Below are 16,197 nucleotides of genomic sequence, written 5' to 3'. Positions count from 1 at the left end.
GCCTAAGCCCTGTGGGATACAGGACTCAGGCTGCGCTGGGCGCTAGTTAATCTGTCCAACTTTTGGGGGGCAGTTCAGAGGATGTGCAGCCGCTGCAAAAACAACAAAGCCCCGCAATGCGGGGCTTTGTTGTGTCTGGGCGGGGTTATTTTTTGAGGCCCAGTTTTTTCAGTTCTTCATCGCGTAATTCGCGACGCAAGATCTTGCCCACGTTGGTTGTTGGCAGGCTTTCACGGAACTCGATGATCTTGGGTGCTTTGTAAGCCGTCAGGTTGGCCCGCATGTGCGCCATGACCTGTTCTTTGGTCAGGGTCATGCCTGGCTTGACCACGATGAAGACCTTGATCAGTTCACCGGTTTTCTCATCCGGAATACCAATCGCCGCCGACTGCAAAACACCTGGCAACGAGGCCATGACGTCTTCCAGCTCGTTCGGGTACACGTTGAAGCCCGACACCAGGATCATGTCTTTTTTGCGGTCAACGATGCGCATATAGCCATCCGGCTGAATCACCGCAATGTCACCGGACTTCAACCAGCCATCGCTGTCCATGATTTCGGCGGTGGCGTCAGGGCGCTCCCAGTAACCTTTCATGACCTGCGGGCCTTTGATGCACAGCTCGCCAATTTCACCCAACGGCAACTCTTCGCCCGCATCATTGATGACTTTGCACAAGGTAGAAGGCATCGGGATCCCGATGGTGCCCACCTGGATGTTCTGGATCGGGTTGACCGACGCCACCGGACTGGTTTCGGTCATGCCGTAGCCTTCGCAGATCGGACAACCGGTCACGGTCTTCCAGCGCTCAGCCACTGACAATTGCAACGCCATACCGCCCGACAAGGTGACCTTGAGGTGCGAAAAGTCCAGCTTGCGGAAAGCCTCGCTGTTACACAGCGCAATAAACAAGGTGTTTAGCCCGACAAAGCCGGAGAACTTCCACTTCGACAGTTCTTTAACCATCGCCGGCAGATCGCGCGGGTTGCTGATCAGGATGTTGTGGTTGCCCAGCAACATCATCGCCATGCAATGGAAGGTAAACGCGTAGATGTGGTACAGCGGCAACGGGGTGATGAGGATCTCGCTGCCTTCATTGAGGTTGGAGCCCATCAGTGCCTTGCACTGCAACATGTTGGCGATCAAGTTGCGGTGGGACAGCATCGCGCCCTTGGCCACGCCGGTAGTACCACCGGTGTATTGAAGCACCGCGACATCGCTGCTAATCGGGTTGGCTTCCTTGACGGGCTGGCCATGACCTTTGCTCAGGATGTCGTTGAACTTGATGGCGTTCGGCAAGTGGTACGCCGGGACCATTTTTTTCACGTACTTGATGACGCTGTTGATCAGCACACGCTTGAACGGCGACAGCATGTCGGCCACTTCGGTGACGATCACATACTTGACCGAGGTCTGCGGCACGACCTTTTCGGCCAAGTGCGCCATGTTGGCCAGGCACACCAACGCCTTGGCGCCGGAGTCATTGAACTGGTGTTCCATTTCCCGCGCGGTGTACAGCGGATTGGTGTTGACCACGATCAAACCGGCGCGGATGGCTCCGAACACAGCAATCGGGTATTGCAGCAGGTTGGGCAGTTGTACGGCGATACGGTCGCCAGGTTGCAGGTCGGTGTGCTGTTGCAACCAGGCAGCAAAGGCGCCTGACAGCTCGTAAAGCTCACCGTAGGTGATGGTTTTGCCGAGGTTACTGAAGGCCGGCTTATCGGCGAAACGTTGGCAAGATTGGCGCAATACCGTCTGAATATTTGGGTATTCGTCAGGATTGATTTCAGCAGCAATCCCAGCTGGGTACTTATCCTTCCAAAAGTCTTCAATCATGGAAGCCCACTCCTCAGCGTCGCGAATTCTTCACCGCATTTGATGCGGTTATTATTTGTTTGATTTTTGTAATGGTAATTCCGGCTTTTTTACTTACCGAGAAGTCACAAAGCGCGCCGAGAGTAGCAGCTTTGCCAGAGGCCGCCTAGAGCCAAAAAAGGCCCTTAGCGTCACTTTTCTGACTGTCCTACAATCCTAAGTCACCATTAGAGCCATAACTCTATTTTTGTCAAAACCCGTCTAAACAAGGGCTTACAGCGCCATCAACGGCCCTTTTAAGACCCGACCCGGTTGATTTCACACCCAATAAAAAAGCCCGCGTGCCAAAGGCACACGGGCATTTGTCGCCTGACTGAACGAATCAGACGGTATCTCGTAACTCCCGGCGCAAAATCTTGCCCACCGGCGTCATGGGCAATGAATCCCGAACCACAATCTGCTTGGGCACTTTGTAGCCGGTGAAATTGTCTTTGCAGTACGCCTTGAGCTCTTCAACGCTCACCCCCCCGGCACGCGGCACCACGAACAATTTGACGGCTTCGCCTGTCCGTTCGTCGGGTACTCCGATAACGGCACAGTTCGCCACTTTGGGGTGAGCCATCACGATGTCTTCGATTTCGTTGGGGTACACATTGAAACCCGAGACAATGATCAGGTCTTTTTTACGGTCGACGATGCGCACATACCCATCGGGATCGATCACCGCGATATCGCCGGTTTTGAACCAGCCCTCGGCATCCAGCACCTCGGCCGTGGCCTCGGGATTTTTCCAGTAGCCTTTCATGACCTGCGGGCCTTTGACGCACAGTTCGCCGCGCTCCCCCAGCCCCAGCTCAGCCCCGTCATCGCTGATGACTTTCATGAGCGTGCCTGGCACCGGCATGCCCACCGTGCCCAGCCGGGCAAACCCGCCGTAAGGGTTGGCACTGGCGACCGGCGACGTTTCGGTCAGGCCGTAGCCCTCGACGATGCGGCAACCGGTGAGTTTTTCCCAGCGCTCTGCCGTGGCCTTGACCAGCGCCGTGCCGCCCGAGTTGGTGAGTTTGAGTGAGGAGAAATCCAGGGTCTTGAATTCCGGGTGATCCATCAGCGCCACGAACAGGGTGTTCAGGCCCAAAAATGCAGTGAACCGCCAGTTTTTAAGCTCCTTGATAAAGCCTGCGATGTCACGCGGGTTGGTGATCAGGATGTTGTGGTTGCCGGTCACCATCATGCACATGCAATTCGCGGTGAACGCATAGATATGGTAGAGCGGCAACGGCGCCACCATGACTTCCTGACCTTCCTTGAGCAGCGGCAAACCATCTTCGGCATGCTGGGACAAGCAGCCACGAATCTGCTGCATATTGGCTACCAGATTGCCATGGGTCAGCATCGCGCCTTTCGGCAAACCCGTGGTGCCGCCGGTGTATTGCAGCACAGCAATGTCATCCAGCCTGACTTGCAGCGACCGCAACGGATGCCCTGCTCCTTGCTGCAACACCTGCTTGAAATGAATGGCCTGCGGCAACCGGTAGGACGGCACGAGCTTTTTAACCTTGTCGACCACCAGGTTAGTGACCCAACCTTTGACGGTGGGCATCAGGTCGCCCATTTTTGCTTCGATCAGGTACTCGATTTCGGTGTCTTCGAGCACCTCCTGCACGCGCTTGCCAAACATGTTCAGGTAGACCAATGCACGAATGCCCGCACTCTTGAACTGATGGCGCATTTCACGCGAGGTGTACAACGGGTTGGTGTTAACCACCACCAGGCCCGCACGTAACGCACCAAACACCGCAATCGGGTACTGCAGAATATTGGGCATTTGAACTGCGATGCGGTCACCGGGCACCAGGTTGGTGTGCTGCTGCAAATAACCGGCAAACGCCGCGCTGTGGCGATCAAGCTCGGCATAGGTCAGGGTGACCCCGAGGTTACTGAAGGCCGGCCGGTCTGCAAATTTTTTGCAGGAGCGCTCAAAGACATCCACCACTGAGGTGAAGGCAGTCATATCAATGTCCAGCGGTACGCCTGCGGGACGTTTGTCGTTCCAGAAATCAGGATGCATTGTTTTTATCCTCTTACCTGAGCATGTCTGGCTGCATCGTGATGCAGTAAAAGCACAGCATCCGGACGTTAACAGTTATCAAGTAGTAGGCAAATAAGGCGATCTTCGCCATTTACATCTTGAATCTTATTACTGTGATTTCGCCTGTGGTGCCGTTAATGCGCTATACAGTGCTACGACACCGTGTAAAGGAACTGCCATGAACCCACACACCTTTTGGCTGGAAACGAATGACCGTACAGGGCTTTTCGTGCACCAGTGGCTACCTGAGGATAAGCCCAAGGCAATTGTCTTGCTGGCCCATGGCATGGCCGAGCACGGTGGGCGCTACGCACGTTTGGGCCAAGCTTTGAGTGAGGCCGGTTTTGGGCTGTATGCCCACGACCAGCGCGGGCATGGCAAGACGGCAGAACGCGGCACGCTGGGTTATTACGCCGATGAAGACGGCTGGTGCGCGGTGGTCAGCGATGTAGCAAACCTTAACCGCCACATTGGCCAGTCGCACCCCGGCACACCCGTGTTTATTCTCGGCCACAGCATGGGCAGTTACATCGCCCAGGCGTACTTGCTGCATCACAGCGCCAGCGTACAGGGCGCGATCCTCAGCGCTTCCAATTTTCAACCGGTGGCGTTGTACCGCAGCGCCAGCCTGATTGCCCGTTTCGAGCGTTGGCGCCAAGGGCCTAAAGGCCGCAGCGCGCTGATCGAATGGCTGTCGTTCGGTTCATTCAATAAAGCCTTCAAGCCCAATCGCACACGCTATGACTGGCTGAGCCGTGATCCGGCCGAGGTCGACGCCTACGCCAATGACCCGTTGTGCGGTTTTAGGTGCACCAATCAGTTGTGGGTCGACCTGCTCGGTGGCTTGCAGCAAATCAGCAAAGCGTCCAATCTCGTCCAGATTGACTCTTCACTGCCGGTTTTGGTTATCGGCGGCACCTGTGACCCGGTCAGTGAAGGCAAGCGTCTGGTAGATCTGAGCGACGCTTTGCGCAAGGCGGGACTTCAACAGGTGCAACTCAACCTGTACCCCCACGCGCGTCATGAGCTATTTAATGAAACCAACCGCGACGATGTGACGGCTGATGCCATCGCATGGCTGAATCAGGCGCTAAGCTGTTCACGCCCGCCGCGGAGCGAATAATCGAATCACTTATTTTTTAAAAAGACTTTAAAATCAAAACCTTGAAACTAATCACCCGTCACAGGACATGCGCTAGATGACCCAGGTTACCAACACCCCGTACGAAGCCCTCGAAGTCGGCCAGACTGCCAGCTACAGCAAAACCGTCGAAGAGCGTGATATTCAGCTTTTTGCGGCCATGTCTGGTGACCACAACCCGGTGCACCTCGACCCAGAATTTGCCGCCGCGACCATGTTCAAAGAGCGCATTGCCCACGGCATGTTCAGTGGTGCACTGATCAGCGCTGCCGTAGCGTGCGAGCTGCCTGGCCCGGGCACTATTTATGTGGGCCAGCAAATGACCTTTCAGAAGCCGGTCAAAATCGGCGACACCCTGACCGTGCGTCTGGAGATTCTGGAAAAGCTGCCAAAGTTTCGCGTGCGCATTGCCACCCGAGTGTTCAACCAACGTGAAGAAATCGTGGTCGACGGCGAAGCTGAGATCATTGCGCCACGCAAGCAACAAACCGTGAACCTGCCGGTGTTGCCAACCATCAGCATTGGCTGATTGAGCGCCAAAAAAGTGGGAGCGGGCTTGCTCGCGATAAAAACAACGCGGTCCTGTTAAAGACCGCGTTGCTGCTATCGCGGGCAAGCCCGCTCCCACATTGGCTTAAGGGCTGAGGTTAAGCCCGGGCACGCGCCTGGTTACGCAGTGCTTTAACCTGGTCGTGGTTGCGTTGTACGTTCAAGTACTGGCGCTCAACCACATCACGGATGCCGATCAGGTTGTGCTTGGAGATTTTCTCCAGCGCTTCTTTATACGCTTTCAGCGCATGGTCTTCACCGCGCTCGGCTTCGTTGAGCACAGCCTCTTCACCTTTGCCGGTAAAGATCGACTTAACGTCGACCCAACGACGGTGCAGGTCACCGGCTACGCTGGTGCTGGTTTCCGGGTCACCGCCAAGCTTGCGCACTTCGGCCTGAAGCTCAGCTGCGGCCGTGCCGCAATCTGCAGAACGCTTAACAAACAGCGCTTTGAGCTCAGGGTTCTTGATATCTTCGGCGCAGGTCTTGAAGCCTTCCTGGCCATCTTTGCTGGTTTCGATCAGGTCGTTCAGGACAGAGATGGCTTCTTTATTAAGGTCAGTCATTTTTCAATTCCTTGCTGAGTTGAGGATCGTGCAATAGAGATTGCAGTCCTCGTGCCAGCTTTTGAATAAAAATAAAACCTTATAAATCAATAACTTAACTAATTATAGAAAATCAGCTTCCGGCTGTTTTGCATGATCTGTCATTTGGCCTGCATGCAAAATGCCTGTATTTTCCACCCTGTTGCTGCACGCACTTAAGGCCCAGGAATGAACCCCGAAAAACTCGAACTGCTGATCACCCACGAAATGCCCTTTGGCAAATACAAAGGCCGAATCATTGCCGACCTGCCGGGGCAGTACCTGAACTGGTTTGCCCGCGAAGGCTTCCCCAAAGGGGAATTGGGTGGTTTGCTGGCGTTGATGCAAGAGATTGATCACAACGGCCTCTCGGACCTGCTGGACCCGTTGCGGGCCAAACATGGCAAGCCCAAGCCACGGCATTAAAGCCACAAATCCTGTAGGAGCGAGCTTGCCTCGCGATCTTTTGATCTTGATCCGAAAGGTATAAGGCCCCAATTTCCAGGCAAAAAAAAGGTGCGCCGACCAAGCGCACCAAAAACCGTAGAACACACAACAATTCGTTACAAGGTCATCAATCCAGCAGTGCCAGTGCCTCGGCGGTGCATTCTTGAATGCGCGCCCAATCACCGTTTTTGATCCACTCGCTGTCGAGCATCCAGCTACCGCCCACGCACATGACGTTTTTCAACGCCATGTAGTTGCGGATGTTCGCCGGGCCTACGCCGCCGGTCGGGCAGAATTTCACTTCGCCAAACGGGCCGCCCAGCGCCTTGATGGCAGCGACGCCACCGCTGACTTCAGCCGGGAACAGTTTGAATCGGCGATAGCCCAAGCCATAGCCTTCCATGATGCCGGAGGCGTTGCTGATGCCCGGCAGCAGCGGGATATCGCTGGCCACGCTGGCTTCGAGCAGATCACGGGTAATACCCGGCGTGACGATAAATTGCGAACCGGCCTCTTCGGCCGCCGCCAGCATGTGGCGATCCAGAATGGTGCCAGCACCGGTCACCAGCTCAGGGCGCTGATCACGCAGCACGCGGATGGCTTCCAGGCCGAACTCCGAACGCAGGGTGACTTCCAGGGCTGTCAGGCCACCTGCCGCCAGCGCATCGGCCAACGGCAAAATGTCCTGCTTACGCGCAATGGTAATCACCGGCAGAATGCGCGCCTTGGCGCACAATTCGTCGATCAGGGCGACTTTATCCGCCATCGAGACGTTGGCAATGCGTGTTGTCATGGCAGCTGATCCTTGGCTCATGGGCACCAGTAAATCTCTAACGTAGGTTGCAGAAAGGCACGAATCGGCAAGGCGGCAATGTCGGTGCCTCCCAGCGCATCGTTGAGGGTGTTCAATTTGCCCTGCCCGCTAATCGACAGGACCTTGTTTTTTGCGCTCGCCAACAGGCTGCGGCTCATGCTCAAACGCTGATGCGGCACAGTCGGCGCCAGCATCGGCCAGCAGCGACGGGGGTTATCCAGCGTCAACGCTTCGGCCAGATTCGGGCTGTTCGGGAACAACGAAGCGGTATGCCCGTCATCGCCCATGCCCAGAATCAGCACATCAATCGGCGGCAGCTCGGCCAAGGCTCGATCGGCCTGTTCTGCGGCGTCTTCAAGATTGGCAGCTACGTTGTACAAGCCCACAAAGCGCGCTTTGGCAGCCGGGCCCTGAAGCAAATGTTTTTTCAGCAAACCGGCATTGCTGTCGGCGTGCTCTACCGGCACCCAGCGCTCGTCAGCCAGGCTGACGACCACTTTTGACCAGTCGAGCGGTTGTTTAATCAAGCTCTGGAAAAACGCCACCGGGCTACGCCCACCGGAGACCACCAGCGTTGCAGTGCCTTGCGCCTGAATGGCGTCATTCAGTCGCCCTGCCACCTTAATGGCCAGCCCTTCGGCCAGTACCGCCGGGTTTTTGAAGGTGTGCGCAGTGACACCTTCGGGCAGTTTCAAATCAGATATCGCCATACCAAGACCTCCCGTCTCGTGTAATCAGTGCAATGGAGCTCATCGGCCCCCAGGAGCCCGCCGCGTAAGGCTTGGGCACATCACCGGACTTTTTCCAGCCGGCGATCAACTGGTCGCACCACTTCCACGCCGCTTCGATTTCATCTTTGCGTACGAACAGGTTCTGGTTGCCGCGCATCACTTCGAGCAACAAACGCTCGTAAGCGTCCGGTACCCGCGCGCTGTGATACGTGTCGGAAAAATTCAATTGCAACGGGCCGCTGCGCAGGTGCATACCTTTGTCCAGGCCTTGATCCTTGGTCATCACCCGCAGGGAAATGCCTTCGTCCGGCTGCAAGCGAATGATCAGCTTGTTACCGATTTGCAGGCGCTGCTCAGGAGCGAAGATGTAGTGCGACGGCTCCTTGAAGTGGATCACGATCTGCGACAGCTTTTGCGGCATGCGCTTGCCGGTACGCAGATAAAACGGCACACCGGCCCAGCGCCAGTTGCGAATGTCTGCACGCAGGGCGACGAAGGTTTCGGTGTCGCTCTGGGTATTGGAGTTCTCTTCTTCCAGGTAGCCCGGCACCGACTGGCCTTCGCTGTAGCCGGCGATGTACTGACCGCGTACCACCTGGGTGGTCAGGCCTTCGGCGCTGATCGGCGCCAGGGCCTTGAGTACTTTGACTTTCTCGTCACGGATGCTGTCTGCCGACAAGTCCGCAGGCGGGTCCATGGCGATCAGGCAGAGCAACTGCAACAAGTGGTTTTGAATCATGTCGCGCAGTTGGCCAGCCTTGTCGAAGTAACCCCAACGGCCCTCAATGCCGACCTTCTCGGCCACGGTGATTTCCACGTGGGAGATGTAGCGCTGGTTCCACTGGGTTTCGAACAAGCTGTTGGCAAAGCGCAGGGCAATCAGGTTTTGAACCGTCTCTTTGCCCAGGTAGTGGTCGATGCGGTACACGCGGTTCTCGGGGAAGAACTGCGCCACGGCGTCGTTGACCTTGCGCGACGACTCAAGGTCCGAACCGATCGGCTTTTCCAGCACCACACGGGCGTTGTCAGCCAGGCCGACTTTGGACAGGTTTTCGCAAATGGCGCCGTAAACCGCTGCTGGGGTGGCGAAGTAAGCGATGACTCGCTGTTCGGTCCCCGCCAGTTCGGCCAGCGGCACGTAATCTTCGGTCTTGAGAAAATCCACATGCAGGTAGCTCAAGCGCGCTAAAAAGCGCGTGAGCACGTCATCTTCGATTTCCTTGGCACCGACATACTGACGCAACTGACTGTCGATATGCGCCAGATGGCTCAGTGCATCGCCGGGCTCACGGGCCAGCGCCAGAATGCGCGTGTCGGCATGCAGCAAGCCGGCACGGTCCAGTTGATATAAGGCAGGGAACAGTTTGCGCAAGGCCAGATCGCCCAAGGCGCCGAACAAGGCAAAGGTGCACGGTTCAACCGTAATCGAAGGCATGATGTTTGTTCTTTTATCAAGTTAAGCTACAAATACCTTTTTTCAAGGCATCACTCAAGGAAAAATGTAGTAATAAACACAACATTTTCTCTAAATACAGATTCCCGCTAGTGGTCATCTCGGGCCACCAGTAGGATAGGCCACCTCACGAACCGCTTTAGCACGGTTGATTGCATCGCCGACCCAAGGAACACAAATGGACCGCGTGCGAAATTTACTCGAACAGATCAAAGGCCGCCTCGAAGAGCTGAACAAGGCTGAGCGCAAGGTAGCTGAAATTATTCTCCAGAACCCGCAACAAGCGACCCGGTTCAGCATTGCTGCCCTGGCGCAGGCGGCGTCGGTCAGTGAGCCGACGGTCAATCGCTTCTGCCGCTCGTTTGGTGTCAGCGGTTATCCGGAGTTAAAACTGCAACTGGCACAAAGCCTGGCCAGTGGCGCAGCTTACGTGAGTCGGGCGGTTGAGGCCGATGACAATCCGGCGGCCTACACGCAAAAGATTTTCGGCAGTGCGATTGCCTCGCTGGACAGCGCCTGCCAGGCCCTGGACCCGAACCTGATCAGCCGCGCCGTTGATTTGTTGATTCAGGCACGCCAAATCCACTTTTTTGGGCTGGGCGCTTCGGCCCCGGTGGCGCTGGATGCGCAGCACAAATTCTTCCGTTTCAACCTGGCGGTCACGGCCCATGCTGACGTGCTGATGCAACGCATGATCGCCTCGGTGGCCCACACCGGGGAGTTGTTCGTGATCATTTCGTACACCGGGCGTACCCGTGAACTGGTTGAAGTGGCGCGCATTGCCCGCGCCAACGGGGCTTCGGTGCTGGGCCTGACGGCTGAGAACTCACCACTGGCCAAAGCCAGTACCTTGAGCCTGAACATCCCGCTGCCCGAAGACACGGACATTTACATGCCCATGACCTCGCGCATCATCCAGCTCACGGTGCTGGACGTGCTGGCCACCGGCATGACCCTGCGCCGGGGCGTGGATTTCCAGCCGCATTTGCGCAAGATCAAAGAAAGCCTGAATGCCAGCCGTTATCCGGTGGGGGATGAGTTCAACTGATCACTCTGGGACTGCCGCGTTCGGCCTGCGTGGTTTAGATCAAGAGTCATGTTGCCTCTGTAGGAGCGAGCTTGCTCGCGATCTTTTGATCTTTTAAAAGATCGCGAGCAAGCTCGCCCCTACAGTTTTTTGTGGGTCAGGCGTTACACAGACCTGCCCGCGCCTGCAGGCTCAGGTGCGCTTGTTCGCCGGGGGCCAGGCTTTGGGTCTGGGCGCCAGTGCTGGCGGATTCGACACAGACAAACCCCATCACTTCATTCCAGCTCACGCCCAGCAACGGCCGCTTGCCCGGGTGCCAGACCACGGTGTTGGCATGATCGCCGGTGTCGATGCTTAAAGCACGCTGCCAAGCGTGGTCGTTTAGCTGCATTTCGCCTTCGTGCTGGAACACGCGCTGGCATCCACCCACCACCCTCAGTTCACCTTTTTGCTGGCACGCCTCGCGATTGAGCTGGTCGTAACCGCGCACACCATCAAGCCCAGACAGCGCTACCTCAGCCACGTCTCCAATCCGCCAATAAGCCCGCAACGCCTGGCTGACCTGGCAAGGTTCGTCGTCCTGGTGCTCGGTGCTCAGGCGCAGTTCCATGCTTTCGCCCAGCCGGGCGTGCAGATCAACCTGCCAGTCGCACAACTGCAAACGCCAGTGCAGCGAAACACCTTCTTCGTCGGTGCTGCTGTCCAGCAGTTTCCAGTCGATCAGCCGCGCCCAGCCATGGGACGGCCAGGCATTTTCGCTGGGATGGCGCCCGTACCACGGCCAAAAGATCGGCACGCCCCCACGGATCGCCCCCACTTGAGGCCATTTAGCCGCGCACCACAACCAGGGCTTTTGCCCGGTCGGCTTGAAGTGCAGCAACTGCGCACCTTGACGACTGAACACGGCCTGACAGTGCGGGTGGTCGATGACCAGTACGTCGCGTTGCTGAAAACGCTCCCACTGGAAAATCGGCTGCTCACGCTTTGATTTGAAAAAACGGTGAAGCGGATGCTCATGCATGTCCCACAGTCCTGAAAATCATGTCGTCCAACCCTTTGGAAACGGCCTCGTCTGCATCAAAGCGCCCTCCCCAAAAAAAACCGGATAGCACAGGCTATCCGGAAATTACGCATAACGAAAAGGAGCTTATCGCAACAACCGTTAGAAGACCGACTGAATTTTCAAACCGGCCACCAATGCGTTATCCACTTTGTCCACGCCACCGGGGTGGGTGATGTACTGCAAGTTGGGACGCACGGTCAGCCAATTGGTCACGTGGATACCGTAGTTGAGCTCGTAGTTGTACTCAGTGTCGCGCAGCGGTGAGTACGACAGGCTGTCATAGTTGGTCACATCATTGGCGACGTTAGCCAGCTCAGCGTTTTTCTTCACTTGGTCGTTGACGTGGATGCGGGCAAAGCCAATGCCGATGTCATCTTTTGGACGCGCATCGAACGGGCCTTTGTACACGAACATCAGTGACTGGTAGTTGTCGACGATGTTGGTGGCCTTGTCATGGAAGGTTGCGTTGGCAGCGATGTTCAGGCCGCGCGACGCATCACCGTTGTGGCTGGTGAGCTGTTGCTGCACAACCAGCCAGTAACCGTGCTTGCTGTCATGCATGCGATACGGTTGGCCGGTGGTAGCCGCGTCCTGGCCGTTGATGTCCTGGCGCAAGTCAGGCGCAGGGGCCGAGCTTTTGTAGTAACCGATGCGGTATTCGCCCGGCAGGTTGTTGACCTTCGGCGACCAGACCAGCTCGACCGGCAAGACCGTACCTTTGGTGCCGCTGCCGTTGAGTTTGAAGCCGTTGCCGTGCTCCAGTTGCGACGGGTTCTGGTTGTAGGCACCGATCTGTGCGTAGAACTCAGGCGTGATGTTGTATTTCACGCGCAGAGCCGCCTGGCTGACCGGCCAGTTGTACCAGATGTTGGTCGCCCAGTTACCCACTTGAGACCCGCAGAACGCCAGGTTCTGGAACTCGCACGGGAAGGTGTTGAAGTCTTCGCCTTCACCGAAGTAACCGGCTTTGACGTCGAGCTTGCCGTCGAGGAACTGATGCTGGATGTACAACTGGGTCAGTCGCACCATATGCCCACGGCCGTAGACTTCTTGCGACGAACTCAAGGTGCCGGCACGCGGATCGCCGATACGGTCGTTGGAGATGTTATCACCGTTACGGTTGGTGAGCTGGATCTTGGCCTGGGTGTTGTCCCAGCCCCAGAGCTTTTGCAGGTCCAGCGCCACGCCCAGGCCAAACTGGTCGCTGTAACGCGCAGTTTTATTGTTGTTGTAGCCGCCATGCAGGTTGGCGCCTACTTCACCGACATAATCAGCCTTGATGTCGATGCCCTGTTCGATGAGTTTGGTCCGCTCGCCCCCCCAATCCCCGGTCATCCATTTTGAATCGGCACTGAACGCTTCGTCTGCCATCGCATTGGCAGACATAACCAGCACGGCGGCCGCTGACAGCTGGCAGAACAACCGGGTATTGCCGTGTTGCTTTTTCATCCCAAAATCCTCGTCTTTTGTTATTAACTGTTTTTATCTAACGCGGTTTACAACATCTTCAGCCAGAAACAACACGCGTCCTTGTGTGCAGCTTTAGCGTCCTTTGAATTGGGCGACGTTATCGCCCCTGCTGTCCTGGGCGGATAACGCAGCGCCAACCCCTAAACGCTCACCTGTCTGGGCATCAAACAGCAGGACCTTGGCCGGATCGAACTGCAAGTTCAGGCTCTCGCCCACTTGCGGCGCAACATCAGGTGCCAGGCGGCAGCACACCTTGACGTCATTGAGCTGGACGAACACCAACGTGTCCGGCCCGGTGGGCTCGGTCACTTTGACTTCGGCGCGAAGCGTTGGCAGGCCATTGGCCTCGTGCGGTGCCAGCATGATCTGCTCGGGACGAATCCCGACGATGACATCCCGCTCTTCAAGCCCTGCGTCCTGCACCCCCAGCGGTAACTCACAACGTGCCTGCCCGCTGTCTAGCACGGCCATCAAGCGGCCGTCTTGACGCTTCAAGCGTAGACCAATGAAATTCATTGGCGGCGAACCGATGAAACTGGCGACGAACAGGTTGGCCGGGTCGTTGTAGATCTGCTTGGGGGTGCCGAACTGCTGAATGATGCCGTCCTTCATGACCGCAACCTTGTCGCCCAGGGTCATGGCTTCGATCTGGTCGTGGGTCACGTAGACGGTGGTGGTCTTCAGACGCTGGTGCATCAGTTTCATTTCAGTACGCATCTCGACCCGCAGCTTGGCGTCGAGGTTGGACAGCGGTTCGTCGAACAGGTAGATCTTGGGCCGACGTGCCAGCGCACGCCCCATCGCCACCCGCTGCTGCTGACCACCGGACAACTGGCCGGGCTTGCGATTGAGCAAGTGCTCGATCTGCAACAGCTTGGCGACCCGCGCGACTTCTTCATCAATGGCCGACTGGGCCATCTTGCGGATCTTGAGGCCGAACTCGATGTTCTCGCGCACGCTCATGGTCGGGTACAGCGCGTAAGACTGGAACACCATGGCGATGTCGCGATCCTTGGGGCTCATGCCGCTGACGTCCTGATCATCAATCATGATCGCGCCGCCAGTGATGTTCTCAAGGCCCGCGATGCAGTTCATCAGCGTCGACTTGCCGCAGCCCGAAGGCCCGACCAGGATCAAAAACTCGCCGTCCTTGATCGACAGTTCAATGTTCTTGAGGGTGTCTGGCAGGCCAGCACCATAGGTCTTGTTTACGTTACGAAGCTCGAGCGTTGCCATGATTACCCCTTGACCGCGCCGGCCGTCAGCCCGCGCACGAAATACTTGCCTGCGACCACATAGACCAGCAGGGTCGGCAGCCCGGCGATCATCGCCGCCGCCATGTCCACGTTGTATTCCTTGACCCCGGTGCTGGTGTTGACCAGGTTGTTCAGCGCCACGGTAATGGGCTGGGAATCACCGCTGGAAAACACCACACCGAACAGGAAGTCGTTCCAGATCTGGGTGAACTGCCAAATCAGGCAGACCATGATGATCGGGGTCGACATCGGCAGAATGATCCGCCGAAAGATCGTGAAGAAACCCGCGCCATCCAGACGTGCAGCCTTCACCAGTGCGTCGGGAATGCTGACGTAGTAGTTACGGAAAAACAGCGTGGTGAACGCCAGCCCGTAAACGATGTGCACGATCACCAGGCCCGTGGTGGTGCTGGCCAGGCCCATCTTGCCGAGGGTGAACGAGGCTGGCAGCAGCACCGTTTGGAACGGCAAGAAGCAGCCAAACAGCAGCAAGCCGAAAAACAACTGCGAACCGCGAAAGCGCCACATCGACAGCACGTAGCCGTTCAACGCGCCGATGGCGGTCGAGGCCAGCACCGCCGGAACGGTGATCTTGATCGAGTTCCAGAAGTAACCGTCAACGGTGGCCCAGGCCTTGACCCAGCCAATGCCGGTGACCACGCTCGGCCAGCTCAGCAAGTTGCCGGTGCTGATGTCTTCCGGGGTTTTGAAACTGGTCAGCAGCATGACCACCAAAGGCACCAGGTACAGCAATACCGCGACAATCAGCACCGCGTAGATCGCGATGCGGCTCAGGCTTATTGAGCGTTTGCCGGTCAGACTAGTCATTTCGCTTGGCCCTCAGCTCGGAATACAGGTAAGGCACAATGATCGCGAGAATTGCCCCGAGCATCAGAATCGCACTGGCCGAGCCCATGCCCATCTGGCCGCGACTGAAGGTGAAGGAGTACATGAACATGGCCGGTAAATCTGACGAGTAGCCCGGCCCACCGGCAGTCATCGCCGCCACCAGGTCAAAGCTCTTGATCGCGATGTGCGCGAGGATCATCACCGCACTGAAAAACACCGGACGCAGGCTGGGCAGCACCACTTTCCAGTAAATGCGCGGCAAGCTTGCGCCATCGATCTGGGCGGCACGAATGATCGATTGATCCACCCCGCGCAGGCCCGCAAGAAACATGGCCATGATAAAACCCGAGGCTTGCCAGACGGCGGCAATGACCAGGCAATACACCACGCGGTCAGGGTCGACCAGCCAGTCGAGACGAAAACCTTGCCAGCCCCAGTCACGCAGCAACTTGTCCAGGCCCATGCCGGGGTTCAACAGCCATTTCCAGGCGGTACCGGTGACGATCATCGACAGCGCCATCGGGTACAGATAAATCGTGCGGATAAACCCTTCGCGGCGGATGCGCTGGTCGAGAAACACCGCCAGGGTCACGCCGATCACAAGGGTGATGCCGATAAACATGCCGCCAAACACCACCAGGTTCTTGCTGGCGACCCACCAGCGGTCGTTGTCGAACAAACGCTGGTATTGCGCCAAGCCTGCCCACTTGTAGGTCGGCAGAAAGGTCGAGGTGGTGAACGACAAAACGAACGTCCACAGGATGTAGCCATAGAAGCCCACCAACACGATGATCATGCTCGGCGCCAGCACCAGTTTGGGTAGCCAGCGTTGCAACACATCGAAGGGCGAGACTTTCCTGAACGCAGCAACAGAACTCATGGTGGAAATCCGTGCGAGGAAAAAG

15 protein-coding genes are annotated in these 16,197 nt (G+C 57.0%); 4 read left to right on the top strand and 11 right to left on the bottom strand.

The annotated features are described in order from the left end of the window. Positions 1 to 145: 145 nt before the first annotated feature. Together fadD1 and fadD2 are read right to left on the bottom strand one after the other, a co-directional pair. Positions 146 to 1,837, bottom strand: a complete 1,692-nt coding sequence (fadD1, locus tag GHO32_RS16325; protein WP_123749780.1) for a long-chain-fatty-acid--CoA ligase FadD1 — start codon at positions 1,835 to 1,837, stop codon at positions 146 to 148. A 361-nt stretch (positions 1,838 to 2,198) separates the two neighbouring features. Next, positions 2,199 to 3,887, bottom strand: coding sequence for a long-chain-fatty-acid--CoA ligase FadD2 (fadD2, locus tag GHO32_RS16320; protein ID WP_153336004.1), 1,689 nt, complete (start codon positions 3,885 to 3,887; stop codon positions 2,199 to 2,201). Positions 3,888 to 4,086: 199 nt separating this feature from the next. Here fadD2 and GHO32_RS16315 point away from each other — a divergent pair, with 199 nt between their 5' ends. Continuing rightward, on the top strand, positions 4,087 to 5,031 hold the full coding sequence (locus GHO32_RS16315; RefSeq protein ID WP_153336005.1) for an alpha/beta hydrolase: 945 nt from the start codon (positions 4,087 to 4,089) through the stop codon (positions 5,029 to 5,031). A 76-nt stretch (positions 5,032 to 5,107) separates the two neighbouring features. Further along, a complete protein-coding gene (locus tag GHO32_RS16310; RefSeq protein WP_153336006.1) occupies positions 5,108 to 5,578 on the top strand; it encodes a MaoC family dehydratase in 471 nt (156 codons plus the stop codon). 118 nt (positions 5,579 to 5,696) lie between these two features. Here the strand turns inward: GHO32_RS16310 and GHO32_RS16305 are convergent, their stop codons facing one another. Beyond that, the gene (locus GHO32_RS16305; RefSeq protein WP_153336007.1) at positions 5,697 to 6,164 is read right to left on the bottom strand and encodes a PA2169 family four-helix-bundle protein; all 468 of its coding nucleotides are present in this window, start codon (positions 6,162 to 6,164) and stop codon (positions 5,697 to 5,699) included. 207 nt (positions 6,165 to 6,371) lie between these two features. On the opposite strand from GHO32_RS16305, the gene GHO32_RS16300 reads away from it, so the two are divergent. Then, positions 6,372 to 6,608 (top strand): DUF3820 family protein, encoded by a 237-nt coding sequence (locus GHO32_RS16300; RefSeq protein WP_048367925.1) that lies wholly within the window; start codon positions 6,372 to 6,374, stop codon positions 6,606 to 6,608. A 148-nt stretch (positions 6,609 to 6,756) separates the two neighbouring features. On the opposite strand, the gene GHO32_RS16295 is transcribed toward GHO32_RS16300, so the two are convergent. Genes GHO32_RS16295 through zwf form a run of 3 tightly spaced genes read right to left on the bottom strand, consistent with a single transcriptional unit; the run spans position 6,757 to position 9,609 of the window. After that, positions 6,757 to 7,422, bottom strand: a complete 666-nt coding sequence (locus GHO32_RS16295; RefSeq protein ID WP_153336008.1) for a bifunctional 4-hydroxy-2-oxoglutarate aldolase/2-dehydro-3-deoxy-phosphogluconate aldolase — start codon at positions 7,420 to 7,422, stop codon at positions 6,757 to 6,759. Positions 7,423 to 7,439: 17 nt separating this feature from the next. Further along, positions 7,440 to 8,153, bottom strand: coding sequence for a 6-phosphogluconolactonase (gene pgl, locus GHO32_RS16290; RefSeq protein WP_153336009.1), 714 nt, complete (start codon positions 8,151 to 8,153; stop codon positions 7,440 to 7,442). Beyond that, complete coding sequence (gene zwf / locus GHO32_RS16285; protein ID WP_048367930.1) at positions 8,140 to 9,609, bottom strand: glucose-6-phosphate dehydrogenase; 1,470 nt, start codon at positions 9,607 to 9,609, stop codon at positions 8,140 to 8,142. The genes pgl and zwf overlap by 14 nt, the downstream gene beginning before the upstream one ends. 205 nt (positions 9,610 to 9,814) lie before the next feature. On the opposite strand from zwf, the gene GHO32_RS16280 reads away from it, so the two are divergent. Further along, entirely contained in the window at positions 9,815 to 10,675 is an 861-nt protein-coding gene (locus tag GHO32_RS16280) for a MurR/RpiR family transcriptional regulator (protein WP_173430580.1), read from the top strand. 136 nt (positions 10,676 to 10,811) lie between these two features. Here GHO32_RS16280 and GHO32_RS16275 read toward each other — a convergent pair whose 3' ends face one another. From GHO32_RS16275 to GHO32_RS16255, 5 genes are all read right to left on the bottom strand, one after another. Continuing rightward, entirely contained in the window at positions 10,812 to 11,675 is an 864-nt protein-coding gene (locus GHO32_RS16275) for a D-hexose-6-phosphate mutarotase (RefSeq protein ID WP_048367934.1), read from the bottom strand. A gap of 141 nt (positions 11,676 to 11,816) precedes the next feature. Next, positions 11,817 to 13,166: a carbohydrate porin gene (locus GHO32_RS16270; RefSeq protein WP_153336010.1), complete on the bottom strand. Its 1,350-nt coding sequence runs from the start codon at positions 13,164 to 13,166 to the stop codon at positions 11,817 to 11,819. Between the two features lie 93 nt (positions 13,167 to 13,259). Then, positions 13,260 to 14,423 carry an ABC transporter ATP-binding protein gene (locus GHO32_RS16265; protein ID WP_048367937.1) on the bottom strand — a complete coding sequence of 388 codons (1,164 nt, stop codon included), beginning with the start codon at positions 14,421 to 14,423 and terminating at the stop codon, positions 13,260 to 13,262. A gap of 2 nt (positions 14,424 to 14,425) precedes the next feature. Further along, entirely contained in the window at positions 14,426 to 15,271 is an 846-nt protein-coding gene (locus tag GHO32_RS16260; RefSeq protein WP_153329581.1) for a carbohydrate ABC transporter permease, read from the bottom strand. Next, positions 15,264 to 16,172 carry a carbohydrate ABC transporter permease gene (locus tag GHO32_RS16255; protein WP_153336011.1) on the bottom strand — a complete coding sequence of 303 codons (909 nt, stop codon included), beginning with the start codon at positions 16,170 to 16,172 and terminating at the stop codon, positions 15,264 to 15,266. Before GHO32_RS16255 ends, GHO32_RS16260 begins: the two co-directional genes overlap by 8 nt. Positions 16,173 to 16,197 lie beyond the last annotated feature (25 nt).

This window comes from Pseudomonas sp. FSL R10-2189 (genome assembly GCF_009600325.1).
GTDB classification, from domain to species: Bacteria; Pseudomonadota; Gammaproteobacteria; order Pseudomonadales; family Pseudomonadaceae; genus Aquipseudomonas; species Aquipseudomonas helleri.
This window is presented reverse-complemented; position numbering and strand designations above follow the sequence as displayed.

What these genes read in the sequence shown, in the direction of transcription:
- GHO32_RS16305 (WP_153336007.1), bottom strand. Translation starts at nt 6,164, where the DNA reads ATGACTGACCTTAATAAAGAAGCCATCTCTGTCCTGAACGACCTGATC.
- GHO32_RS16310 (WP_153336006.1), top strand. Translation starts at nt 5,108, where the DNA reads ATGACCCAGGTTACCAACACCCCGTACGAAGCCCTCGAAGTCGGCCAG.
- GHO32_RS16255 (WP_153336011.1), bottom strand. Translation starts at nt 16,172, where the DNA reads ATGAGTTCTGTTGCTGCGTTCAGGAAAGTCTCGCCCTTCGATGTGTTG.
- GHO32_RS16300 (WP_048367925.1), top strand. Translation starts at nt 6,372, where the DNA reads ATGAACCCCGAAAAACTCGAACTGCTGATCACCCACGAAATGCCCTTT.
- GHO32_RS16265 (WP_048367937.1), bottom strand. Translation starts at nt 14,423, where the DNA reads ATGGCAACGCTCGAGCTTCGTAACGTAAACAAGACCTATGGTGCTGGC.
- GHO32_RS16315 (WP_153336005.1), top strand. Translation starts at nt 4,087, where the DNA reads ATGAACCCACACACCTTTTGGCTGGAAACGAATGACCGTACAGGGCTT.
- GHO32_RS16260 (WP_153329581.1), bottom strand. Translation starts at nt 15,271, where the DNA reads ATGACTAGTCTGACCGGCAAACGCTCAATAAGCCTGAGCCGCATCGCG.
- fadD2 (WP_153336004.1), bottom strand. Translation starts at nt 3,887, where the DNA reads ATGCATCCTGATTTCTGGAACGACAAACGTCCCGCAGGCGTACCGCTG.
- pgl (WP_153336009.1), bottom strand. Translation starts at nt 8,153, where the DNA reads ATGGCGATATCTGATTTGAAACTGCCCGAAGGTGTCACTGCGCACACC.
- GHO32_RS16275 (WP_048367934.1), bottom strand. Translation starts at nt 11,675, where the DNA reads ATGCATGAGCATCCGCTTCACCGTTTTTTCAAATCAAAGCGTGAGCAG.
- GHO32_RS16270 (WP_153336010.1), bottom strand. Translation starts at nt 13,166, where the DNA reads ATGAAAAAGCAACACGGCAATACCCGGTTGTTCTGCCAGCTGTCAGCG.
- zwf (WP_048367930.1), bottom strand. Translation starts at nt 9,609, where the DNA reads ATGCCTTCGATTACGGTTGAACCGTGCACCTTTGCCTTGTTCGGCGCC.
- fadD1 (WP_123749780.1), bottom strand. Translation starts at nt 1,837, where the DNA reads ATGATTGAAGACTTTTGGAAGGATAAGTACCCAGCTGGGATTGCTGCT.
- GHO32_RS16295 (WP_153336008.1), bottom strand. Translation starts at nt 7,422, where the DNA reads ATGACAACACGCATTGCCAACGTCTCGATGGCGGATAAAGTCGCCCTG.